We start from the raw sequence: 16,856 nt of genomic DNA on the forward strand, positions 1-16,856 counted from the left end.
TCAGCGAAGATCGACAATAATTTCAGCGAGGCTCAACGGTCACCCAGTAGCCAGTCAGGCTGCTGACCTTGACCGGCAGCGTTTCCTGCAACAGACGCAGGCTGGCGTCGGTGTCTCGCAAGGGGAACGCCCCGGAGACGGTCAGCCCGGCCACGCTGTCGTGGCAGCGCAACACGCCGTGACGGTAGCGTCCCAGTTCATCGAGCAAGTCCGCCAAGCGCATCTGCTGGGCCAGCAGCATGCCGTTTTCCCAGGTGGTTGCGCTGATCTCCAGCGGCTGCACCGCAGCCACGCCGTCGCTGCCGAATGCGCTTTGCTCGCCGGCCTTGAGGATCAGCCCATGGCGGGCATGCTCCGGGAGCATTTCCACCGCGCCTTCAAGCACCGCCACGCGGCTGCTCTGCTCCGCCACTCGAACGCTGAAGTGCGTGCCCAGGGCGCGGGCGGTGCCGTGGCGGGTTTGCACGATAAACGCACGATGGCGGGGTGCGGGGTCCTTGGCGGTGGTGATCATCACTTCGCCTTGCAGCAACTCGATACGTCGCACCTGATCGGTAAAAGAGATGTTCAACGAGCTGGCGGTGTTGATCAGCAGGCGCGTGCCGTCGGGCAAAGTGAGGTGGCGTTGCTCGCCGATGGCGGTGTGTTGGTCGGCGGTCCACGGCTGCCACGGCTTTTGCCGATAAGCCAACCAGGTCGCCGGCCCCGCCAGCAGCAACAGCCCGAGGGCCTGGCGACGGCCGAGCGATTGCTTACGGCCGATGCGCTTGAGGGTGTCGCCGGCAATCGCGCCCGGCACACTGTTGAAGTCGCCCAGGATCGCCTCCGCCCGTTGCCAGGCCTGGGCGTGTTGGGCGCTGCGGCCCTGCCATTGGGCGATGGCGCGGCGGTCTTCGTCGGTGGCGCTGCCGGACTGCAACTGCACCATCCAGTCGGCGGCTTCGCCGAGGATCAGCGGGTCGATGGACGGGGTCATGCCACGCTCAGGCATGCCAGGAACGCATCGCGCATGTAGCGTTTGACCGAGACCAGCGACACCTTCAATTCCTCGGCGATCTGCGCGTACGTCAGGCCATCGATCTGCGACATCAGGAAGGCCTGGCGGGTCTTGTCCGGCAAATCGCGCAGCATGGCTTCGATGCGGTACAGCGCCTCAAGAATCAGCCAGCGGGTTTCCGGCGACGGCACCTCCTGCTCCGGCAAGTGGGCAATGGTTTCCAGATAAGCGCGCTCGACTTCCTGGCGGCGCCAGTTGTCGATCATCAAGCCCTTGGCGATATGGGTGAGCAACGCACGCGGCTCGCTGCCGAAGCCCGCACTGTGCTGCCGGGTGAGCAGGCGCATGAAGGTGTCGTGGGCCAGGTCGGCCGCATCGCTGGCGTTGCCCAACTTGCGGTCGAGCCAGCGGTATAACCATCCGTGGTGTTCGCAGTACAGCGCCTCGACAGGCAGATTGAGCGAAGACGACATGCAGATCACCGGGGACCAGAGAGTAATTAAGAATTGATCGCATTCTAATCTGCACAACGAAACGCGGCAACGCGCAAATTAATGTTATAGGATAACGCCCCTTTTCCGTCCCGCACTGTGATCGCGCCCATGACCGATGCTGCCCCCTTGCGCCAACGCCTGCTTTCCATCGACGCCCTGCGCGGCCTGGTGATCCTGTTCATGCTGCTGGACCACGTGCGCGAGACCTTCCTGCTGCACCGCCAGGTCAGCGACCCGATGACCATCGACAGCACCGAGCCGGTGCTGTTTGTCAGCCGCACCCTCGCCCACCTGTGCGCGCCGGTGTTTGTGATGCTCACGGGGTTGTCGGCGTGGCTCTACGGCCAGAAATACCAGGGCCGCCGCGATGTGTCGGCATTCCTGTTCAAGCGCGGGCTCTTCCTGGTGGTGCTCGAATTTACCTTGGTCAACTTCGCCTGGACCTTCCAACTGCCGCCCAGCGTGATCTATATGCAGGTGATCTGGGCGATTGGCGTAAGCATGCTCGCGCTGGCCGCGCTGGTGTGGTTGCCGCGCCCGCTGTTGATCGGGTTGGCTTTGGTGATCATTGGCGGGCACAACCTGTTGGATGGCGTGCACTTCGAGCCGGGTTCGGCCTTGCAGATTCCGTGGACGATCCTGCATGAGCGCAGTTGGATTGAGGTCGGCGATTCGCTGCGACTGCGCACAACCTACCCGGTGCTGCCGTGGATTGGCGTGATTGCGCTGGGTTACGGCCTGGGCCCGTGGTTTGCCAATGGCACGCAGCCGGCGCTGCGCCAACGTTATCTGTTGCTCGGCGGTGTGGGGGCGTTGGTGGGATTCGTGCTGTTGCGGACGGCCAACGGGTATGGCGAGAAGCCTTGGCAGGCGTATGACAGTGGCGTGCAGACGCTGATGAGCTTTTTCAACGTCACCAAGTACCCGCCTTCGCTGTTGTTCCTGGCGCTGACGTTGGGGATCGGCTTGTTGCTGTTGCTGGCGTTTGAACGCGCGGGACAAAAACGTTGGATTGGCATCTTGGCCACGTTCGGCGCCGCGCCGATGTTCTTCTACCTGCTGCACTTGTATGTCTTGAAAGTCCTTTACGTCGCCTGCGTGGCGCTGGTTGGCCTCAATCACGGCAACTACTTCGGCTTCGACAGTATGGGCGCCATCTGGCTGGTGGCGCTGCTGTTACCGCTGGCACTCTATCCACCGGTGCGCTGGTTTGCGGCGCTCAAGGCACGCCGCCGCGACCTGGCCTGGCTCAAATACCTCTGACCTGGCACCGTCCAACTGTGGGAGGGGGCGTGCCCTAATGCCCGTCAGTTAAGGGCTAACACTGTACCTGTGGCGAGGGAGCTTGCTCCCGTTGGACTGCGCAGCAGTCCCGGTTTTTTCGAGCAAAGAGCTGGGGCCGCTTTGCGGCCCAACGGGAGCAAGCTCCCTCGCCACAGATTACTTTTTACCCTTTCTACTTCTTAACTGACGGGCATTAGGGCGTGCCTTCTCCCACCGTTCTAGAAGGCGTTAAGCCAGTTCAGCCCGCAGTTGACGCGCTGCCGTCACCATGTGAATCAACGCCGCTTCCGTCTCCGGCCAGCCACGGGTTTTCAACCCGCAATCCGGGTTCACCCACAACCGCTCAGCTGGAATGCGCTTGGCCGCCTTGCGCAGCAGGTTGGCCATCTCCGAGGCATCCGGCACGCGTGGCGAGTGGATATCGTAGACGCCCGGGCCGATGTCGTTCGGGTACGCAAAGGCTTCGAACGCGTCCAGCAACTCCATGTCCGAGCGTGAGGTCTCGATGGTGATCACGTCGGCGTCCATTGCCGCGATCGACTCGATCACGTCGTTGAACTCGCTGTAGCACATGTGGGTGTGGATCTGGGTTTCATCGCGCACGCCCGAGGCGCACAGGCGGAACACTTCGGTGGCCCAGTCCAGGTAGTGCTGCCACTGTGCCTGGCGCAACGGCAGGCCTTCACGGAACGCAGCTTCGTCGATCTGCACGATCTTGATGCCGGCGGCTTCCAGGTCCACCACTTCGTCACGAATCGCCAGGGCCAGTTGGCGGGCCTGCACTTCACGGCTCACGTCTTCGCGAGGGAACGACCACATCAGCATGGTCACGGGACCGGTGAGCATGCCCTTCACGACCTTGCTGGTCAGGCCTTGGGCGTAACGGATCCACTCCACGGTCATCGCGTTCGGGCGGCTCAGGTCACCGAAAATCACCGCCGGTTTCACGCAGCGCGAACCGTAGCTCTGCACCCAACCGAAGCGGGTGAACGCATAGCCGTCCAACTGCTCGGCGAAGTATTCGACCATGTCGTTACGTTCGGCTTCCCCGTGTACCAGCACGTCCAGGCCGAGGTTTTCCTGCACTTCAACCGCGTGCTTGATCTCGCTGTGCATCGCTTCGACGTACTCGGCTTCGCTCAACTTGCCGGCCTTATACGACTGGCGCGCCAGACGGATCGACGCGGTCTGCGGGAACGAACCGATCGTGGTGGTCGGGAACAACGGCAGGTTGAGGCCGGCACGTTGCTGCTCGATACGCTGGGCAAACAGCGACTGGCGTTGGCTGTCCTTGGCGGTGATCGCCGCCACACGGGCCTGCACGGCCGGCTTGTGGATACGCGGTGAAGCAGCGCGCGCAGCCTGCACGGCGCGGCTTTCAGCCAGGGCAGCGAGTACGTTGGGCGCCTCGGGCGCGCTGACTGCTTGGGCCAATACCGCCACTTCGGCGCACTTCTGTACGGCAAATGCCAGCCAGCGCTTGAGCTCGTCATCCAGTTTATCTTCACGGCCCAGGTCGACCGGGCTGTGCAGCAAGGAGCAGGAAGGCGCCACCCACAGGCGATCCCCCAGTTTTTCATGCGCATGCTGCAAGGTGGCCAGGGCCTTTTCCAAGTCGCAGCGCCAGACGTTACGGCCGTTGACCACGCCCAGGGACAGCACCTTATAAGCCGGCAAGCGGTCGAGAATGGTCGGGTACTGGTCCGGGGCACGCACCAGGTCGATGTGCAGACCATCGACCGGCAGGTTGGCGGCCAGGCCGAGGTTTTCTTCAAGGCCGCCAAAGTAGGTGGCCACCAGCTTTTTCAGCGGGTCGCGCTGGATCAGGTTGTAGGCGCGCTCAAACGCGTTTTTCCACGCTTGCGGCAGGTCGAGCACCAGGATGGGCTCGTCGATCTGCACCCATTCCACCCCCAGATCAGCCAGGCGTTGGAAGATCTGGCCATACAACGGCAGCAGGCGCTCCAACAGGTCAAGCTTATCGAAGTCGCCGCCCTTGGCCTTGCCCAACCACAGGTAAGTCAATGGACCGATGACGACGGGCTTGACGTTGTGACCCAATTCGCGGGCTTCCTGCACTTCTTCGAACAGTTGCTCCCAACCCAGGTGGAACTGCTGGTCAGCGCTGAACTCAGGCACCAGGTAGTGGTAGTTGGTGTCGAACCACTTGGTCATTTCCTGGGCGTGGGCGCCGCCGCAGCAGCTGTCGCTGACGCCACGGGCCATGCCGAACAGGGTGTGCAGGGTGGCTTTGCCATCGGCTGGGCGGAAACGCTCGGGGATCACGCCGAACATCAGCGAGTGCGCCAGTACCTGGTCGTACCAGGCGAAATCACCGGCGGGCAGCAGTTCAATGCCGGCCTGTTTTTGCAGGTCCCAATGGGTCTTGCGCAGGTCACGGCCAACGGCACGCAGGCCGGCTTCATCCAGCTCGCCCTTCCAGAACGCTTCCTGCGCTTTTTTCAGTTCACGGTCGCGTCCAATACGCGGGAATCCGAGGGAATGAGCGACTGCCATGACTTACAACTCCAATGTCGATATTGATGGCAGCCATTGTCGGCACACACTCATCATGAGACAAACTCATTTAATTTGAGATGATCACAAGATCTATTCATGTTTACGGCCAGTGATACGCCATCGTTCGCTGGCCGCACCCCATCCAATACGCATACCATGGGTCAAAACACTCAACCGAATGAGCCCTCATGATCAAAGCCAGCCTGCGCAGTCACCTGACCCTCTGGTTCGCCGGCTTATCGTTACTCACGTTGTTGAGCGTGGGCTTCTATGTGGGCCATATCGCCACTGAACAGGTGAAGCAGGCCAGCGGCAATACGCTGTTGAGCACCGCCCGTTCCACGGCGGCGCTGCTGGCCGTGCAACTGCGCGAGCGGCAACTGGAAGTGTCGTTGCTGAGCAAGGCACCGCTGTTTCGCCAGGGCAACCTGGACGCGCCGGATATCCTCACGTTAATGGAACTGCGCACCCAATCGCGCGCCGAGTATGCGTGGATGGGGGTGGCCGACGCCGAGGGCAAGGTGCACCAGGCGGTCAACGGGTTGCTGGTCAATCAGTCGGTGCAGCAACGGCCGTGGTTCCAGGCGGGGATGCGCGGCGAGTACGCCGGCGATCCCCATGAAGCCGTGCTGCTGGCCAAGCTGTTGCCGGGGGCCACGAATGGCGAGCCATTGCGCTTTATCGATTTCGCCGCGCCGATCCGCAACGCACAAGGTGAAACCATCGGCGTACTGGGCGCCCATGCGCATTGGCAGTGGGTCACGCAAATCGTCGACTCCGCCGTGATGCAGAAGGACGCCCTGCCCGACCTTGAAGCCCTGATTGTCGACTTCGACGGCAAAGTGCTCTACCCGCAAGTACTGGCCGGTGAGCCGATGCCGCAGGCCAACCTGGGCAAACCGTCCGGCTGGTCCACCGGCAACGGCTACGTCACCGCCTCGGTGGCGGTACCCAGCCCGTCGAATGCAAAAGTGAGCTGGTACATCGTGGTGCGCCAACCCCTGGATGTCGCGCTGCAACCGGCGCGCTTGCTGCTGTACAAGCTGTTGCTCCTGGGCGTGATCGCAGCCTTGGTGTTCGGGCTCGTCGCCTATTACTTGGCGTCCACCCTCAGCCGTCCGATCGAACGCCTGGTGCGGTCCGCCAAACAGGTGCAAGACAATCAACCTGGCGCAGCCTTCCCCCAGGAACACCCCGTGCTGGAAATCGCCCAATTAGGCCGTTCGCTCACGGGCATGACCCAGTCCCTGCTGTCCAAGGAACGTCAGCTGCAGGACGCCAATGCATCCCTGGAAGCCACCGTCGCGCAACGCACCGCCGACCTGACCCAAGCCAATGCCGAGCTGCTCAAGCTCGCGACCCACGATGCATTGACCGGCGTCTACAACCGTCGCCGCTTCGATGAAAAACTCGCCGAAAACAGCCTGCTGTTCCAACGCACCGGCCGTACCTTCGCCCTGCTGCTGATCGACGCCGACTACTTCAAGCGCGTCAACGACAGCTACGGCCACGCCATCGGCGACGACGTGCTGTGCCAATTGGCCGCCCTGATTAAAAACACCACCCGCGCCACCGACTTCGTCGCGCGCTACGGTGGTGAGGAGTTCGCGGTGCTGCTGCCCGAAGTCGAAGAACCCGACAGCCCCGACGTGGTCGCCGAGAAAATCCGCGTAGCCGTGGAAGCGGCGGTGTTTCCAACCGTCGGTCATGTGACCGTGAGTATCGGCGTAGGGGTGGCCGAGCCTTCGGACCGCGACACCTCGGCGCTGCTCAAGCGGGCGGATATGCAATTGTATGAGGCTAAAGCGGCGGGCAGGAATCGCGTGGCCTGAGACTGCTGTGAAGAGGCCGCTTGCTGTGGCGAGGGAGCTTGCTCCCGCTTTTTCAGGTCTGCTGCGCAGCCCAACGGGAGCAAGCTCCCTCGCCACAGGGTTAGGGTTGAAGTGCCGTTACAGCAACGGAATCGAATAACTCACAAACACCCGATTCTGATCCTGGTCCCGCGCCACTTCACTGCGCGACACGCCGTTGCGCCAGCCAAACCCGACGTTCTTGAACGTACCGCTCTGCACCACGTAATCCAGTGAGATATCACGCTCCCACTCGCTGGCATCGTTGCCGCTGGCGGTGAGGATGTGGTCACCCTTCAAGTACATCAGCGAGGCCTTCAAGCCGGGCACGCCCAGTGACGCGAAGTCGTAGGCGTACTGCGCAAACGCCGTACGCTCGCCCGCCTGGATAAAGGTCTGCACGGTGCGGTCGGTGTAGAGGTAAAGGCTGGCGCCGCCCTCCCCTTTGTTCACCAGGCCACCCTGGTTGAGTTGGGCGAAGTTACTGTCATCCGAGACTTGCTGGTAACCGGCGGTAATCGCGTGCGGCCCCAGGGAGTAGATGAACGCCGCGCTCCAGGTGTTGTTGTCGATTTCACCGTTGCCGTTTTTGGTAAACCCACTGATTTTGTAGCCTTCGGCACGGCCGGCGGCGCTGCTGTTTTTGCCGTCGGAGCTGGTCTTGAAGTAGCGCAGGTCGGTTTTCAATGAGCCGTAATCACCGAGCGGCAGTACATGGATCAACCCGGCAAAGTGCTGCTGGTAATAATCCTCAAGGTTGGCGTAGTAGTACTGGACCATCAGGTCCTTGGTCACCTGGTAGTCGGCACCGGCATAGTTGAACGTGTTGCTTTCCTGGGTACCGCCCGCTGCCGCCAGGCCGCTGCGATCACTGGAGCCGCGGCCGGTGGTGTGTTGCAGTTGGCCGCCGGTCAGGGTCAGGTTATCGATGTCTTTGCTGGTGATTTGCCCGCCTTCGAAAGACTGTGGCAACAGGCGACCGTCGTTGCTCACCAGGATCGGCAGGTTTGGACGCAGGTAGCCGTAGCGCAGTTCGCTCTTGGCGAAACGCGCCTTGGCCGTTGCGCCGCCACGGGCCCAGTTGTCAACGGCCTTGCCGTCGTCGTTGGGGATCATCGAGCTGCCCACATGGCGGCCGGCGCCGCTGTCGAGGGTCACGCCGAGCATGCCGACGGCGTCCAGGCCAAACCCCACGGTGCCATCGGTAAAGCCCGATTGATAGTTGAGGATAAACGCCTGGCCCCACTCTTCGGTCTTCGAGGGGGCGGCGGCGCCGTCACGGTTGTCGTTGTTGAAGTAGAAGTTGCGCATGCTCAAGTTGGCTTTGCTGTCCCCCAAAAAATCAGCCGAAGCCAAGGGGCTCAAGGCAATGCCCAGGCCGCCGGTCAATACGCTTAACACATTCAAAGTGGCTTTCATCACAACCTCAGTCAATTAACCCATGAGCGTCATAAAACGGATACGGCCCCGGGTAGTCCCCGAATACGCCGTTGTGGCTGATCAAACCTTGTTGCGCCTCCCAGCGATGCAACAAATAGCCCGCCGGCTCCAGGTTGAAATGCGCGGGCGCCGCTTCTTGCAAATCCAGCACGATCTGGTGAGAAGTGCCGGGGCACACACAACTCACACTGCCGCCGAAACGCCGCTGCATCGGCCGGTGCAGGTGCCCGCACAACAGGCGCTCCACTTGCGGATGGCGCGCAACGACTTGCTCGAGGGCGGCGGCGTTGATGAAAGGTTCACGGTCCATGTGGCCGATGCCGCTGATAAACGGCGGGTGATGCAGGATCAACAGCGTTGGCGCCTGCGGGCGCAGCGCCAACTGCTCGTCGAGCCACTGCAGTTGGCTGTCGAGTAACTGGCCGCCGTGACCTCCCGGGATGGTCGAGTCGAGGCCGATCAGGCGCAGCGGGTGGTCGTCTACCACCCAGTCCAATGGGCCATCCGCCGACGCGGGCAAATAGGGGTGATCACGGAACGCCTCCAGCAGCGGACCGCGTGTGTCGTGGTTGCCGGGCACCAGGTAGCAGGGCATCTGCAGGCGGGCGAGTTCAGGGTGCAGCACGGCGTATTCATCGGCGCGGCCGAAATCCACCAGGTCACCGCTGATCACCACGATATCGGGGCGCGGGTGGCTGGCGTTCAGGTGGTCGACGGCACGGCGCAGCGCGCCCAGGGTGTCGACAACGCCATAGGTGAGGCGCTGGCCGGCTTTAAGGTGCAGGTCGCTGATCTGCGCGACAAGAAACGGACGATTCACAATAGGTTCTCAAGCATTCAGGGTGAACAACATGTGCGGCGCAATCGCCAAGGCAATCGGCGCGCCGACGGTGTAGAGCTGGTTGTCGCTGCTGTCGACCAGCAGCGGTTGCGGGCCGCCGACGTCCACGAGCAGGCGGCTTTGCGCGCCCTGGAAAAACTGCGCCAGCAGATGGCCGTGCAGATGCCCTTCTCCTTCCATCACCCGCAAGTGTTCAGGGCGGCAGTAAATCGTGCTGGGCAGGTCCGCTCCGTGCCACGGCAACTCGCCGCCGCAGACCTTCAAGCCATGCGCTGAAGGCTCGATCACCGCGAAGGCATTGAGGTTGCCGACAAACCCCGCGACGAAGGCGTTAGCCGGTTTCTGGTAGATGTCCCGTGGGCTGGCCAGTTGGGCGACACGCCCGTGTTCCATCACCAGGATGCGGTCGCCCAGGGCCATGGCTTCACCCTGGTCGTGGGTGACGAACACCGAGGTGATGCCGAGCCCACGCAGCAGTTCGTTCAGTTCGCTGCGCAGCCGTTCGCGCAATTGCGCATCGAGGGCCGCCAGCGGTTCATCCAGCAATAACACCTTGGGGCGCGGCGCCAAGGCACGGGCCAGGGCCACACGCTGACGCTGGCCGCCGGAGAGCTCGTGGATGCTGCGCTTGCCGTGATGCTGCAAGCCCACCAGTTCCAGTAACTCGTCGCAGCGCTTGTTGCGCTCAGGCACCGACATGCCGCGAATCTTCAAGCCGTAAACGATATTCCCCGCCACATCCAGGTTGGGAAACAGCGCGTAGTTCTGGAACACCATGCCCACGTCGCGGCGTTCGATCGGCAGGCGGGTCACGTCCTGATCGCCAAAAAACACCTGGCCCACATCCGGGCGTTCCAGGCCGGCGATCAGGCGCAAGGTCGTGGTTTTGCCACAGCCTGACGGGCCAAGGATCGCCAGGGTTTCGCCGCCTTCGACGGTCAGGTTCAGGTCATGCACGGCCACGGTGCCGTCGGCGAACGCCTTGCGACAGCCTTGCAGGCGGATAGTGATAGCGGTCATCGACGCTCTCCACGGGACAAACGGGCACTGATGGCCTGCAGCGCGATCAGCAGCGGCACGATCATCAGCAAAAAGATAAGGGTGTAGGCGCTGGCGATTTCCAGGCGCGCCGAGGCGTAGCTGTCCGCCAGGCCCACGGGCAAGGTCTTGGTCATCGGCGTATGGAGCATCCAGGTCAGGTTGAACTCACCCAGGGACAACGTGACCACCATCAGCACACCGGCCAGGATCCCCGCCCGGCAGTTGGGCACCACCACGCTGAAGAAACGCTTGATCGGACCGGCGCCCAGGCTGGCCGCCGCCTCCTCCAGCACCGGCAATTGCTGGCGCTGCATCACCGCCATCACCGGGCGTACCAGGAACGGCAAGGTGAACAACACGTGGCCGACCAGAATGAACACCCAGCTGCTACGGAAGCCGCCGAACTGGCCATAGGTGAGCAGCAAGGCCAGCGCACTGGCCAGTCCGGGCATGGCCACCGGCAGCACCATCAGTTCTTCAAAAGCGCGGCTGAAGCGGTTGTTCATACGTACCAATGCGTAGGCCGCCGGTACGCCAATCACGCAGACGCACACGGCACAGGCCAGCGCCAGTTGCAGCGACAGCCACACGGTGGGCGAATAGGCCTGCCACACCTGGATCAACCAATCGAAGGTCAAGCCGCTGGACAGGCCCACAAAGAAATTGCGCGTCAGCCCGGCCAGCAGCGACATGAGCACCGGCACCAACATGAAGGCACACACCAGCAGGGTAAACAGCAGTTGCATCACAAACAGCGATGAGCGTTTCACAGCACAGTCCCCGCGTTTTTCACCAGGCGGCGCGTGAGCAGCAACACGGCCCAGGTCACCGCGCCGAGGACCACCGACAGCGCGGCAGCCACGGCAAAGTTGGCGTAGTTGGTAAACACGTTGTAGATCGCCACCGGGGTGACATTCAGCCGCGTGCCCAAGGTAAAGGCGGTGCCAAAGGCGCCCATGGACGTGGCAAAACAAATCGCCCCGCACGACGCCAGCGCCGGCGCCAGGCCCGGCACAATCACATCGCACACCACCCGCCAATGCCCGGCGCCCAGCGAATGCGCGGCTTCTTCCAGGCTGCGGTCGAGGCTTTCGCAGGCGGCCATCACCGTGAGGATCACCCGCGGAATCGAGAAGTACAGGTACCCCACGAACAACCCCGCCAGCGAGTAGGCAAAGATCCAGCGCTCACCCGCCAGTTGCAGGCCCAGGGCGGCAAACAGGCCCTGGCGCCCCGCCAGCAGAATCACCAGGAAGCCCACCACCACGCCGGGAAACGCCAGCGGAAACGTCAGCAATGCCACCAGCGCCGAGCGCCCGAAGAACTGCTGGCGGGCGAGAAACACGCCGCTGATGCCGCCGATCACCAACGCGACCAGCGTCACCACCACCGCCAGCACCAGGGTTTGCCCAAGGCTGCCCAGGTACTGCGCGCTGCTGAGTACCTGCCAGTAACCGCTGCCGTTGCTGTCACGGCTTTCGGCACCGAGCAGCACCAAGTGCGCGAGCGGCAACAGCCAGAACGCGAGCAGCACCGCAAACGCCGGGGCCAGTGCCCAGGCGGCATGTCTTGCCGATGCTGCCACTTACTTGACCTCGTTCAGGTAACGGGCGGCGAAGGCTTCCTGCACAGCGGCCATTTTTTCGTAGTCCACCACCCCGGCGCGCGCGTAATCGCTGTCGGGCAGGAACTGCGCGGCGACGTCGGCCGGCATTTTCATCGGGCGCACAGGGCGCAGGTACGCCTTGGCCCAGAGTGCCTGGCCTTCGTCCGACAGCACGAAGTCGAGGACTTTTTCGGCATTGGCGCGGTGCGGCGCGTTGGCGACCAGGCTCATCACGTAAGGCACGCTGATGCTGCCTTCCTTGGGGATCACGAACGCGACGTTGGCCTTGTCTTTGTAGCGCGCGCGGTAGGCGTTGAAATCGTAGTCCACCAGGATCGGCAACTCACCGGACAGCACCCGTGCATACGCGGTTTGCTTGGGCACGATGGGCGCGTTCTTTGCCAGTTTCTGGAAGTAGTCGATGGCCGGGGCAAAGTTGTCGAGGTCGCCGCCCATGGCACGGTTGATCGCCACTGCCGACACGTAGCCGACGAAGGCGCTGGACGGGTCGAGGTAACCGACCATGCCTTTGTACTCTGGCTTGAGCAGGTCGGCCCAGCTTTGCGGCACCGGCAAACCACCGAGTGCATCGACGTTGACCATGATGCCCAAGGTGCCGGAGTGGATCGCGAACCAATGGCCGGCAGGGTCTTTGAGGCCCGCCGGAATCTGCTCCCAGGCCTTGGGTTTGTAGGTGTCGACCACCTGGGCTTTTTGTGCCTGCAGGCCGAAGGTCACGCCGTAGTAAACGACGTCGGCGACCGGTGCGGCTTTTTCCGCCACCAACTGCGCCAGGGACTGGCCGGAGTTCTTGTTGTCCAGCGGCACGTGCACGCCGGTGCTGGCGGCGATGGCCTTGAGCTGAGTGCCCCAGTCGGCCCAGTCCGGCGGGCAGTTGTAGCAAATCGCGGTGTCGGCGGCCTGGGCCAGGCTGGCCGTACCGCACAGCAGCAGGGCTGCCAGGGTTTTACTGAGTGCGCGCATCAAGGGTCTCCTCATGGGGTTGGGTACTGTCGCCTGGTCGAATGTGGCAAGGCAGGCAATGGGAAATCGGGGCGTTGCCGGCGATCTGCGCCAGCAACTGGTCAATCACGGTGCTGGCAAGCAGCGCAATGGGCTGCACCACGCTGCACAGGGTCGGGTGCATCTGGGTGCCGAGGCTGATGCCGTCGAACCCCATCACCGAGAGTTGTTCGGGTACGTTCCAAGCGTTGCGGCGCAACTCAGCGATCAGGCTGATTGCCAGGAAATCGTTGGAGCACACCAAAGCGGTGGGTGCCTCGGCCCCCTGTAGGAAAGGTTCGATAGCAGCGAATTCAGCCTGGGTGTGGGCCGGCATTTCGATCACCGGGCGGCTCTTGAGGCCGTATTCCTTCATCGCATCGCAGTAACCGGCGTAACGCAGGCGGGCACGGTCCGATTGCAAAGCGGGGCCAGCGACCATGCTGATGCGCCGGTGTCCGGCGTCCAGCAGATACCGGGTTGCCATGGCCATGCCGGCGCGGTTGTCGACCGACACGGCGCTGTAGTTGGGGTTGCTAGGTTGGTGGTAGGCCAGTACGAACGGCGTCTGTTCGGTGTTCAGGCTGCTGAGCACGCTATTGCTCTCGGCATCGGTGACCGTCAGCACCAGGCCGTCGACGCGCTGGCGCAGCAGCTCTTCCACCACAATGCACTCGCGTTCACTGCTGTAGTCGGTGGTTGCCAGCAACAGGCTGTAGCCGCGCGACCGTGCAGCGCGCTCCATGGCCTGGAACTGCTCGGCAAACACCGGGTTGAGCAGGTTAGGCACCACCACGCCGATCAATTGGGTGGTTTGCAGGCGCAATTGGCGGCCCAGCAGGTTCGGCCGGAAGCCCAACTCACGGGCGGCGGCGAACACCTGCTCGCGGGTGGTCGGGCGCACTTGGTCGGGGGAGGCAAAGGTGCGGGCGGCGGTGGCGCGGGATACACCAGCCAGGCGCGCAACGTCTTTCAGGTCAGTCATTGTCACTCGCTTGAGATCGATCTCATTGGCGAGGACAGTAGCGGGGGAATGTGGCAGTTCAGTGCCGAGAACATGACGATTTGATGTCAGCCAAGGACTGCTGCCATGCACCTGTGGTGAGCGGGCTTGCCCCGCGCTGGGTGGCGAAGCCACCCCAATAAGGACGCCGCGGAGCTCCAGAAAAATCGTGGTGCCTGGATTCAGGACGGCTTCGCCCCCCAGCGCGGGGCAAGCCCGCTCACTGCAAAAAAACGGTGTCGGCCCCTGAACAGTCACACTCTGGCGCTACGCTCGTAAACCAAGGGCAGCAAAATCCGCCCACTAACCTTTCGATTCGATCCAAGTGCGGGCACAATGCGTGTCCTTTTTTGGCAGGCACCGCCGCAGGCTCTCAAAAATGATCAAAACGCCGTACTACCTCATCGATAAACAGAAGCTTCTGGTCAACATGCAGAAGATTGCTTACGTGCGCGAGCAGTCCGGCGCCAAGGCCCTGCTGGCGCTCAAGTGCTTTGCCACCTGGTCGGTGTTCGACCTGATGCAGCAATACATGGACGGCACCACCTCGTCGTCGCTGTATGAGCTCAAGCTCGGCCGCCAGAAGTTCGAAGGCGAGGCACACGCCTACAGTGTGGCCTGGGCCGACGATGAAATCGAAGAGATGCTGGATAACTGCGACAAGATCATCTTCAACTCCATCAGCCAGCTGCAGCGCTTTGCCGAACGCTCCGAAGGCAAGACCCGCGGCCTGCGCGTCAACCCGCAGGTGAGCAGTTCCGACTACTTGCTGGCCGACCCGGCGCGTCCGTTCAGCCGCCTGGGCGAATGGGACCCGGTGAAGATCGAAGGCGTGATCGAGCAGATCTCCGGCTTCATGTTCCACAACAACTGCGAGAACGGCGATTTCAGCCTGTTCGACAACATGCTCGGCACCATCGAAGAACGCTTCGGCGCGCTGCTGCACAAGGTCGAGTGGGTCAGCCTCGGCGGCGGCATCCACTTCACCGGTGAAGACTATGCCGTGGACGCGTTCTGCGCGCGCCTGAAGGCGTTCTCCGAAAAGTACGGCGTGCAGGTCTACCTGGAACCCGGCGAAGCGGCGATCACCAACAGCGCCTCCCTGGAAGTCACCGTGCTCGACACCCTCTACAACGGCAAGAACCTCGCCGTGGTCGACAGTTCCATCGAAGCCCACCTGCTGGACCTGCTGATCTATCGCCTCAACGCCAAGCTGGCGCCGAGCGATGGCGAACACACCGTCATGGTGTGCGGCAAATCCTGCCTGGCCGGGGACATCTTCGGCGAGTATCAATTTGATCGTCCGCTGGCCATCGGCGATCGGCTGTCGTTCATCGACACCGCAGGCTACACCATGGTCAAGAAAAACTGGTTCAACGGCCTGAAAATGCCGTCCATCGTAGTGAAACAACTCGACGGTACAGTCGAGGTGGTTCGTGAATTTGGTTACGACGACTACCTGTCCAGCCTTTCGTAAGCTGGCGGATAAAGGAGAGATAAAGCAATTGAAAAAGAACGTTCTTATCATTGGTGCAGGAGGTGTCGCCAAGGTGGTGGCCCACAAGTGCGCGCAGCACAACGACGAACTCGGTCGTATTGCTATCGCGTCGCGCAACATCTCCAAATGCCAGGCCATCATCGACAGCGTCAAGGCCAAGGGTAGCCTCAAGGTTCCCGCCGATATCCAAGCCTTCGCGCTGAACGCCCTGGACGTGGAAGCGACCAAGGCCCTGATCCGCGAGACCGAATCGCAGATCGTCATCAACGTCGGCTCCGCGTTCCTCAACATGTCGGTCCTGCGGGCCTGCATCGACACCGGCGTTGCGTACCTCGACACCGCCATCCACGAAGAGCCGGGCAAGGTCTGCGAGACCCCGCCGTGGTACGGCAACTACGAGTGGAACCACCTGGAAGAGTGCAAACAGAAGAACATCACCGCCATCCTTGGCGTGGGCTTCGACCCGGGTGTCGTCAACGCGTATGCCGCGCTGGCGCAGCAACAGCATTTCGACCGCATTGATTCGATCGACATCCTCGACGTCAATGCCGGCTCCCATGGCAAATACTTCGCCACCAACTTCGACCCGGAAATCAACTTCCGCGAGTTCACCGGACAGGTGTGGAGCTGGCAGAACAGCCAGTGGACCAGCAACACCATGTTCGAAGTCAAACGCACCGACGACCTGCCGGTCGTCGGTTCGCAGAACCTTTACCTCACCGGCCACGATGAAGTGCACTCGCTGTCGAAAAACCTCGACGTGCCCAACGTGCGTTTCTGGATGAGCTTCGGCGAACACTACATCAACGTGTTTACCGTGCTGAAGAACCTCGGCCTGCTCTCCGAAAAGCCGGTCACCACCGCCGAAGGCCTGGAAGTCGTGCCGCTGAAACTGGTCAAGGCCGTGCTGCCCGACCCGTCTTCGCTCGCGCCGGGCTACACCGGCAAGACCTGCATCGGCGACCTGGTCAAAGGCACCAAGAACGGCCAACCCCACGAGATGTTCATCTACAACGTGGCGTGCCATGAAGAAGCCTTTGCCGAGACCGACAGCCAAGGCATCTCCTACACCGCAGGTGTTCCACCGGTCGCCGCCGCGCTGCTGGTGGCGCGTGGCGAATGGGATGTGAAGCACATGGCCAACGTCGAAGAACTGCCGGCTGAGCCGTTCCTGAAAGCGCTGGACGTGATGGGCTTGCCGACTCGGATCAAAGACGAGCACGGTGATCGGGCTTGGGATGCAATTGCCTGAATAGGCGATCGCTGACCGAACAAAACGG

At 62.3% G+C, this 16,856-nt stretch carries 14 protein-coding genes; 4 read left to right on the plus strand and 10 right to left on the minus strand.

Annotated elements, in window-relative coordinates; genetic code table 11:
- Positions 1-22: 22 nt before the first annotated feature.
- Together QCBJ_RS10100 and QCBJ_RS10105 are read right to left on the minus strand one after the other, a co-directional pair.
- Positions 23-976 carry a FecR domain-containing protein gene (locus QCBJ_RS10100; RefSeq protein ID WP_102060717.1) on the minus strand — a complete coding sequence of 318 codons (954 nt, stop codon included), beginning with the start codon at positions 974-976 and terminating at the stop codon, positions 23-25.
- Positions 973-1,470 carry a sigma-70 family RNA polymerase sigma factor gene (locus QCBJ_RS10105; RefSeq protein ID WP_102060718.1) on the minus strand — a complete coding sequence of 166 codons (498 nt, stop codon included), beginning with the start codon at positions 1,468-1,470 and terminating at the stop codon, positions 973-975. The genes QCBJ_RS10100 and QCBJ_RS10105 overlap by 4 nt, the downstream gene beginning before the upstream one ends.
- A 129-nt stretch (positions 1,471-1,599) precedes the next feature.
- Here QCBJ_RS10105 and QCBJ_RS10110 point away from each other — a divergent pair, with 129 nt between their 5' ends.
- On the plus strand, positions 1,600-2,754 hold the full coding sequence (locus tag QCBJ_RS10110) for a DUF1624 domain-containing protein (RefSeq protein WP_102060719.1): 1,155 nt from the start codon (positions 1,600-1,602) through the stop codon (positions 2,752-2,754).
- A 249-nt stretch (positions 2,755-3,003) separates the two neighbouring features.
- Here the strand turns inward: QCBJ_RS10110 and metE are convergent, their stop codons facing one another.
- A complete protein-coding gene (gene metE, locus QCBJ_RS10115) occupies positions 3,004-5,292 on the minus strand; it encodes a 5-methyltetrahydropteroyltriglutamate--homocysteine S-methyltransferase (protein WP_102060720.1) in 2,289 nt (762 codons plus the stop codon).
- A 191-nt stretch (positions 5,293-5,483) separates the two neighbouring features.
- Between metE and QCBJ_RS10120 the strand changes: the two genes are divergently transcribed.
- Complete coding sequence (locus tag QCBJ_RS10120) at positions 5,484-7,127, plus strand: sensor domain-containing diguanylate cyclase (RefSeq protein ID WP_102060721.1); 1,644 nt, start codon at positions 5,484-5,486, stop codon at positions 7,125-7,127.
- Between the two features lie 117 nt (positions 7,128-7,244).
- On the opposite strand, the gene QCBJ_RS10125 is transcribed toward QCBJ_RS10120, so the two are convergent.
- The 7 genes from QCBJ_RS10125 to QCBJ_RS10155 are packed head-to-tail and all read right to left on the minus strand — an operon-like array spanning position 7,245 to position 14,060.
- Positions 7,245-8,564, minus strand: coding sequence for an OprD family porin (locus QCBJ_RS10125; RefSeq protein ID WP_043205473.1), 1,320 nt, complete (start codon positions 8,562-8,564; stop codon positions 7,245-7,247).
- A 7-nt stretch (positions 8,565-8,571) separates the two neighbouring features.
- Positions 8,572-9,405 (minus strand): phosphodiesterase, encoded by an 834-nt coding sequence (locus QCBJ_RS10130; protein WP_102060722.1) that lies wholly within the window; start codon positions 9,403-9,405, stop codon positions 8,572-8,574.
- 9 nt (positions 9,406-9,414) lie between these two features.
- Positions 9,415-10,446: an ABC transporter ATP-binding protein gene (locus QCBJ_RS10135; protein ID WP_012724722.1), complete on the minus strand. Its 1,032-nt coding sequence runs from the start codon at positions 10,444-10,446 to the stop codon at positions 9,415-9,417.
- On the minus strand, positions 10,443-11,237 hold the full coding sequence (locus tag QCBJ_RS10140; RefSeq protein WP_046034739.1) for an ABC transporter permease: 795 nt from the start codon (positions 11,235-11,237) through the stop codon (positions 10,443-10,445). Before QCBJ_RS10140 ends, QCBJ_RS10135 begins: the two co-directional genes overlap by 4 nt.
- Complete coding sequence (locus tag QCBJ_RS10145) at positions 11,234-12,052, minus strand: iron ABC transporter permease (protein ID WP_012724724.1); 819 nt, start codon at positions 12,050-12,052, stop codon at positions 11,234-11,236. The genes QCBJ_RS10140 and QCBJ_RS10145 overlap by 4 nt, the downstream gene beginning before the upstream one ends.
- Entirely contained in the window at positions 12,053-13,057 is a 1,005-nt protein-coding gene (locus tag QCBJ_RS10150; protein ID WP_093541726.1) for an ABC transporter substrate-binding protein, read from the minus strand.
- Entirely contained in the window at positions 13,041-14,060 is a 1,020-nt protein-coding gene (locus QCBJ_RS10155; protein WP_012724726.1) for a LacI family DNA-binding transcriptional regulator, read from the minus strand. Before QCBJ_RS10155 ends, QCBJ_RS10150 begins: the two co-directional genes overlap by 17 nt.
- Before the next feature lie 397 nt (positions 14,061-14,457).
- On the opposite strand from QCBJ_RS10155, the gene QCBJ_RS10160 reads away from it, so the two are divergent.
- A complete protein-coding gene (locus QCBJ_RS10160) occupies positions 14,458-15,555 on the plus strand; it encodes a carboxynorspermidine decarboxylase (protein ID WP_012724727.1) in 1,098 nt (365 codons plus the stop codon).
- 28 nt (positions 15,556-15,583) lie between these two features.
- A complete protein-coding gene (locus QCBJ_RS10165) occupies positions 15,584-16,828 on the plus strand; it encodes a saccharopine dehydrogenase family protein (RefSeq protein ID WP_012724728.1) in 1,245 nt (414 codons plus the stop codon).
- Positions 16,829-16,856: the final 28 nt, after the last annotated feature.

The sequence above is a fragment of the Pseudomonas sp. QC2 genome (assembly GCF_002859085.1).
Classification (GTDB): domain Bacteria; phylum Pseudomonadota; class Gammaproteobacteria; order Pseudomonadales; family Pseudomonadaceae; genus Aquipseudomonas; species Aquipseudomonas petroselini.

Excerpts from the sequence above, each read along its gene's own strand:
- QCBJ_RS10100 (WP_102060717.1), bottom strand. The coding sequence starts at position 976 with ATGACCCCGTCCATCGACCCGCTGATCCTCGGCGAAGCCGCCGACTGG.
- QCBJ_RS10105 (WP_102060718.1), bottom strand. The coding sequence starts at position 1,470 with ATGTCGTCTTCGCTCAATCTGCCTGTCGAGGCGCTGTACTGCGAACAC.
- QCBJ_RS10110 (WP_102060719.1), top strand. The coding sequence starts at position 1,600 with ATGACCGATGCTGCCCCCTTGCGCCAACGCCTGCTTTCCATCGACGCC.
- metE (WP_102060720.1), bottom strand. The coding sequence starts at position 5,292 with ATGGCAGTCGCTCATTCCCTCGGATTCCCGCGTATTGGACGCGACCGT.
- QCBJ_RS10120 (WP_102060721.1), top strand. The coding sequence starts at position 5,484 with ATGATCAAAGCCAGCCTGCGCAGTCACCTGACCCTCTGGTTCGCCGGC.
- QCBJ_RS10125 (WP_043205473.1), bottom strand. The coding sequence starts at position 8,564 with ATGAAAGCCACTTTGAATGTGTTAAGCGTATTGACCGGCGGCCTGGGC.
- QCBJ_RS10135 (WP_012724722.1), bottom strand. The coding sequence starts at position 10,446 with ATGACCGCTATCACTATCCGCCTGCAAGGCTGTCGCAAGGCGTTCGCC.
- QCBJ_RS10150 (WP_093541726.1), bottom strand. The coding sequence starts at position 13,057 with ATGCGCGCACTCAGTAAAACCCTGGCAGCCCTGCTGCTGTGCGGTACG.
- QCBJ_RS10155 (WP_012724726.1), bottom strand. The coding sequence starts at position 14,060 with ATGACTGACCTGAAAGACGTTGCGCGCCTGGCTGGTGTATCCCGCGCC.
- QCBJ_RS10160 (WP_012724727.1), top strand. The coding sequence starts at position 14,458 with ATGATCAAAACGCCGTACTACCTCATCGATAAACAGAAGCTTCTGGTC.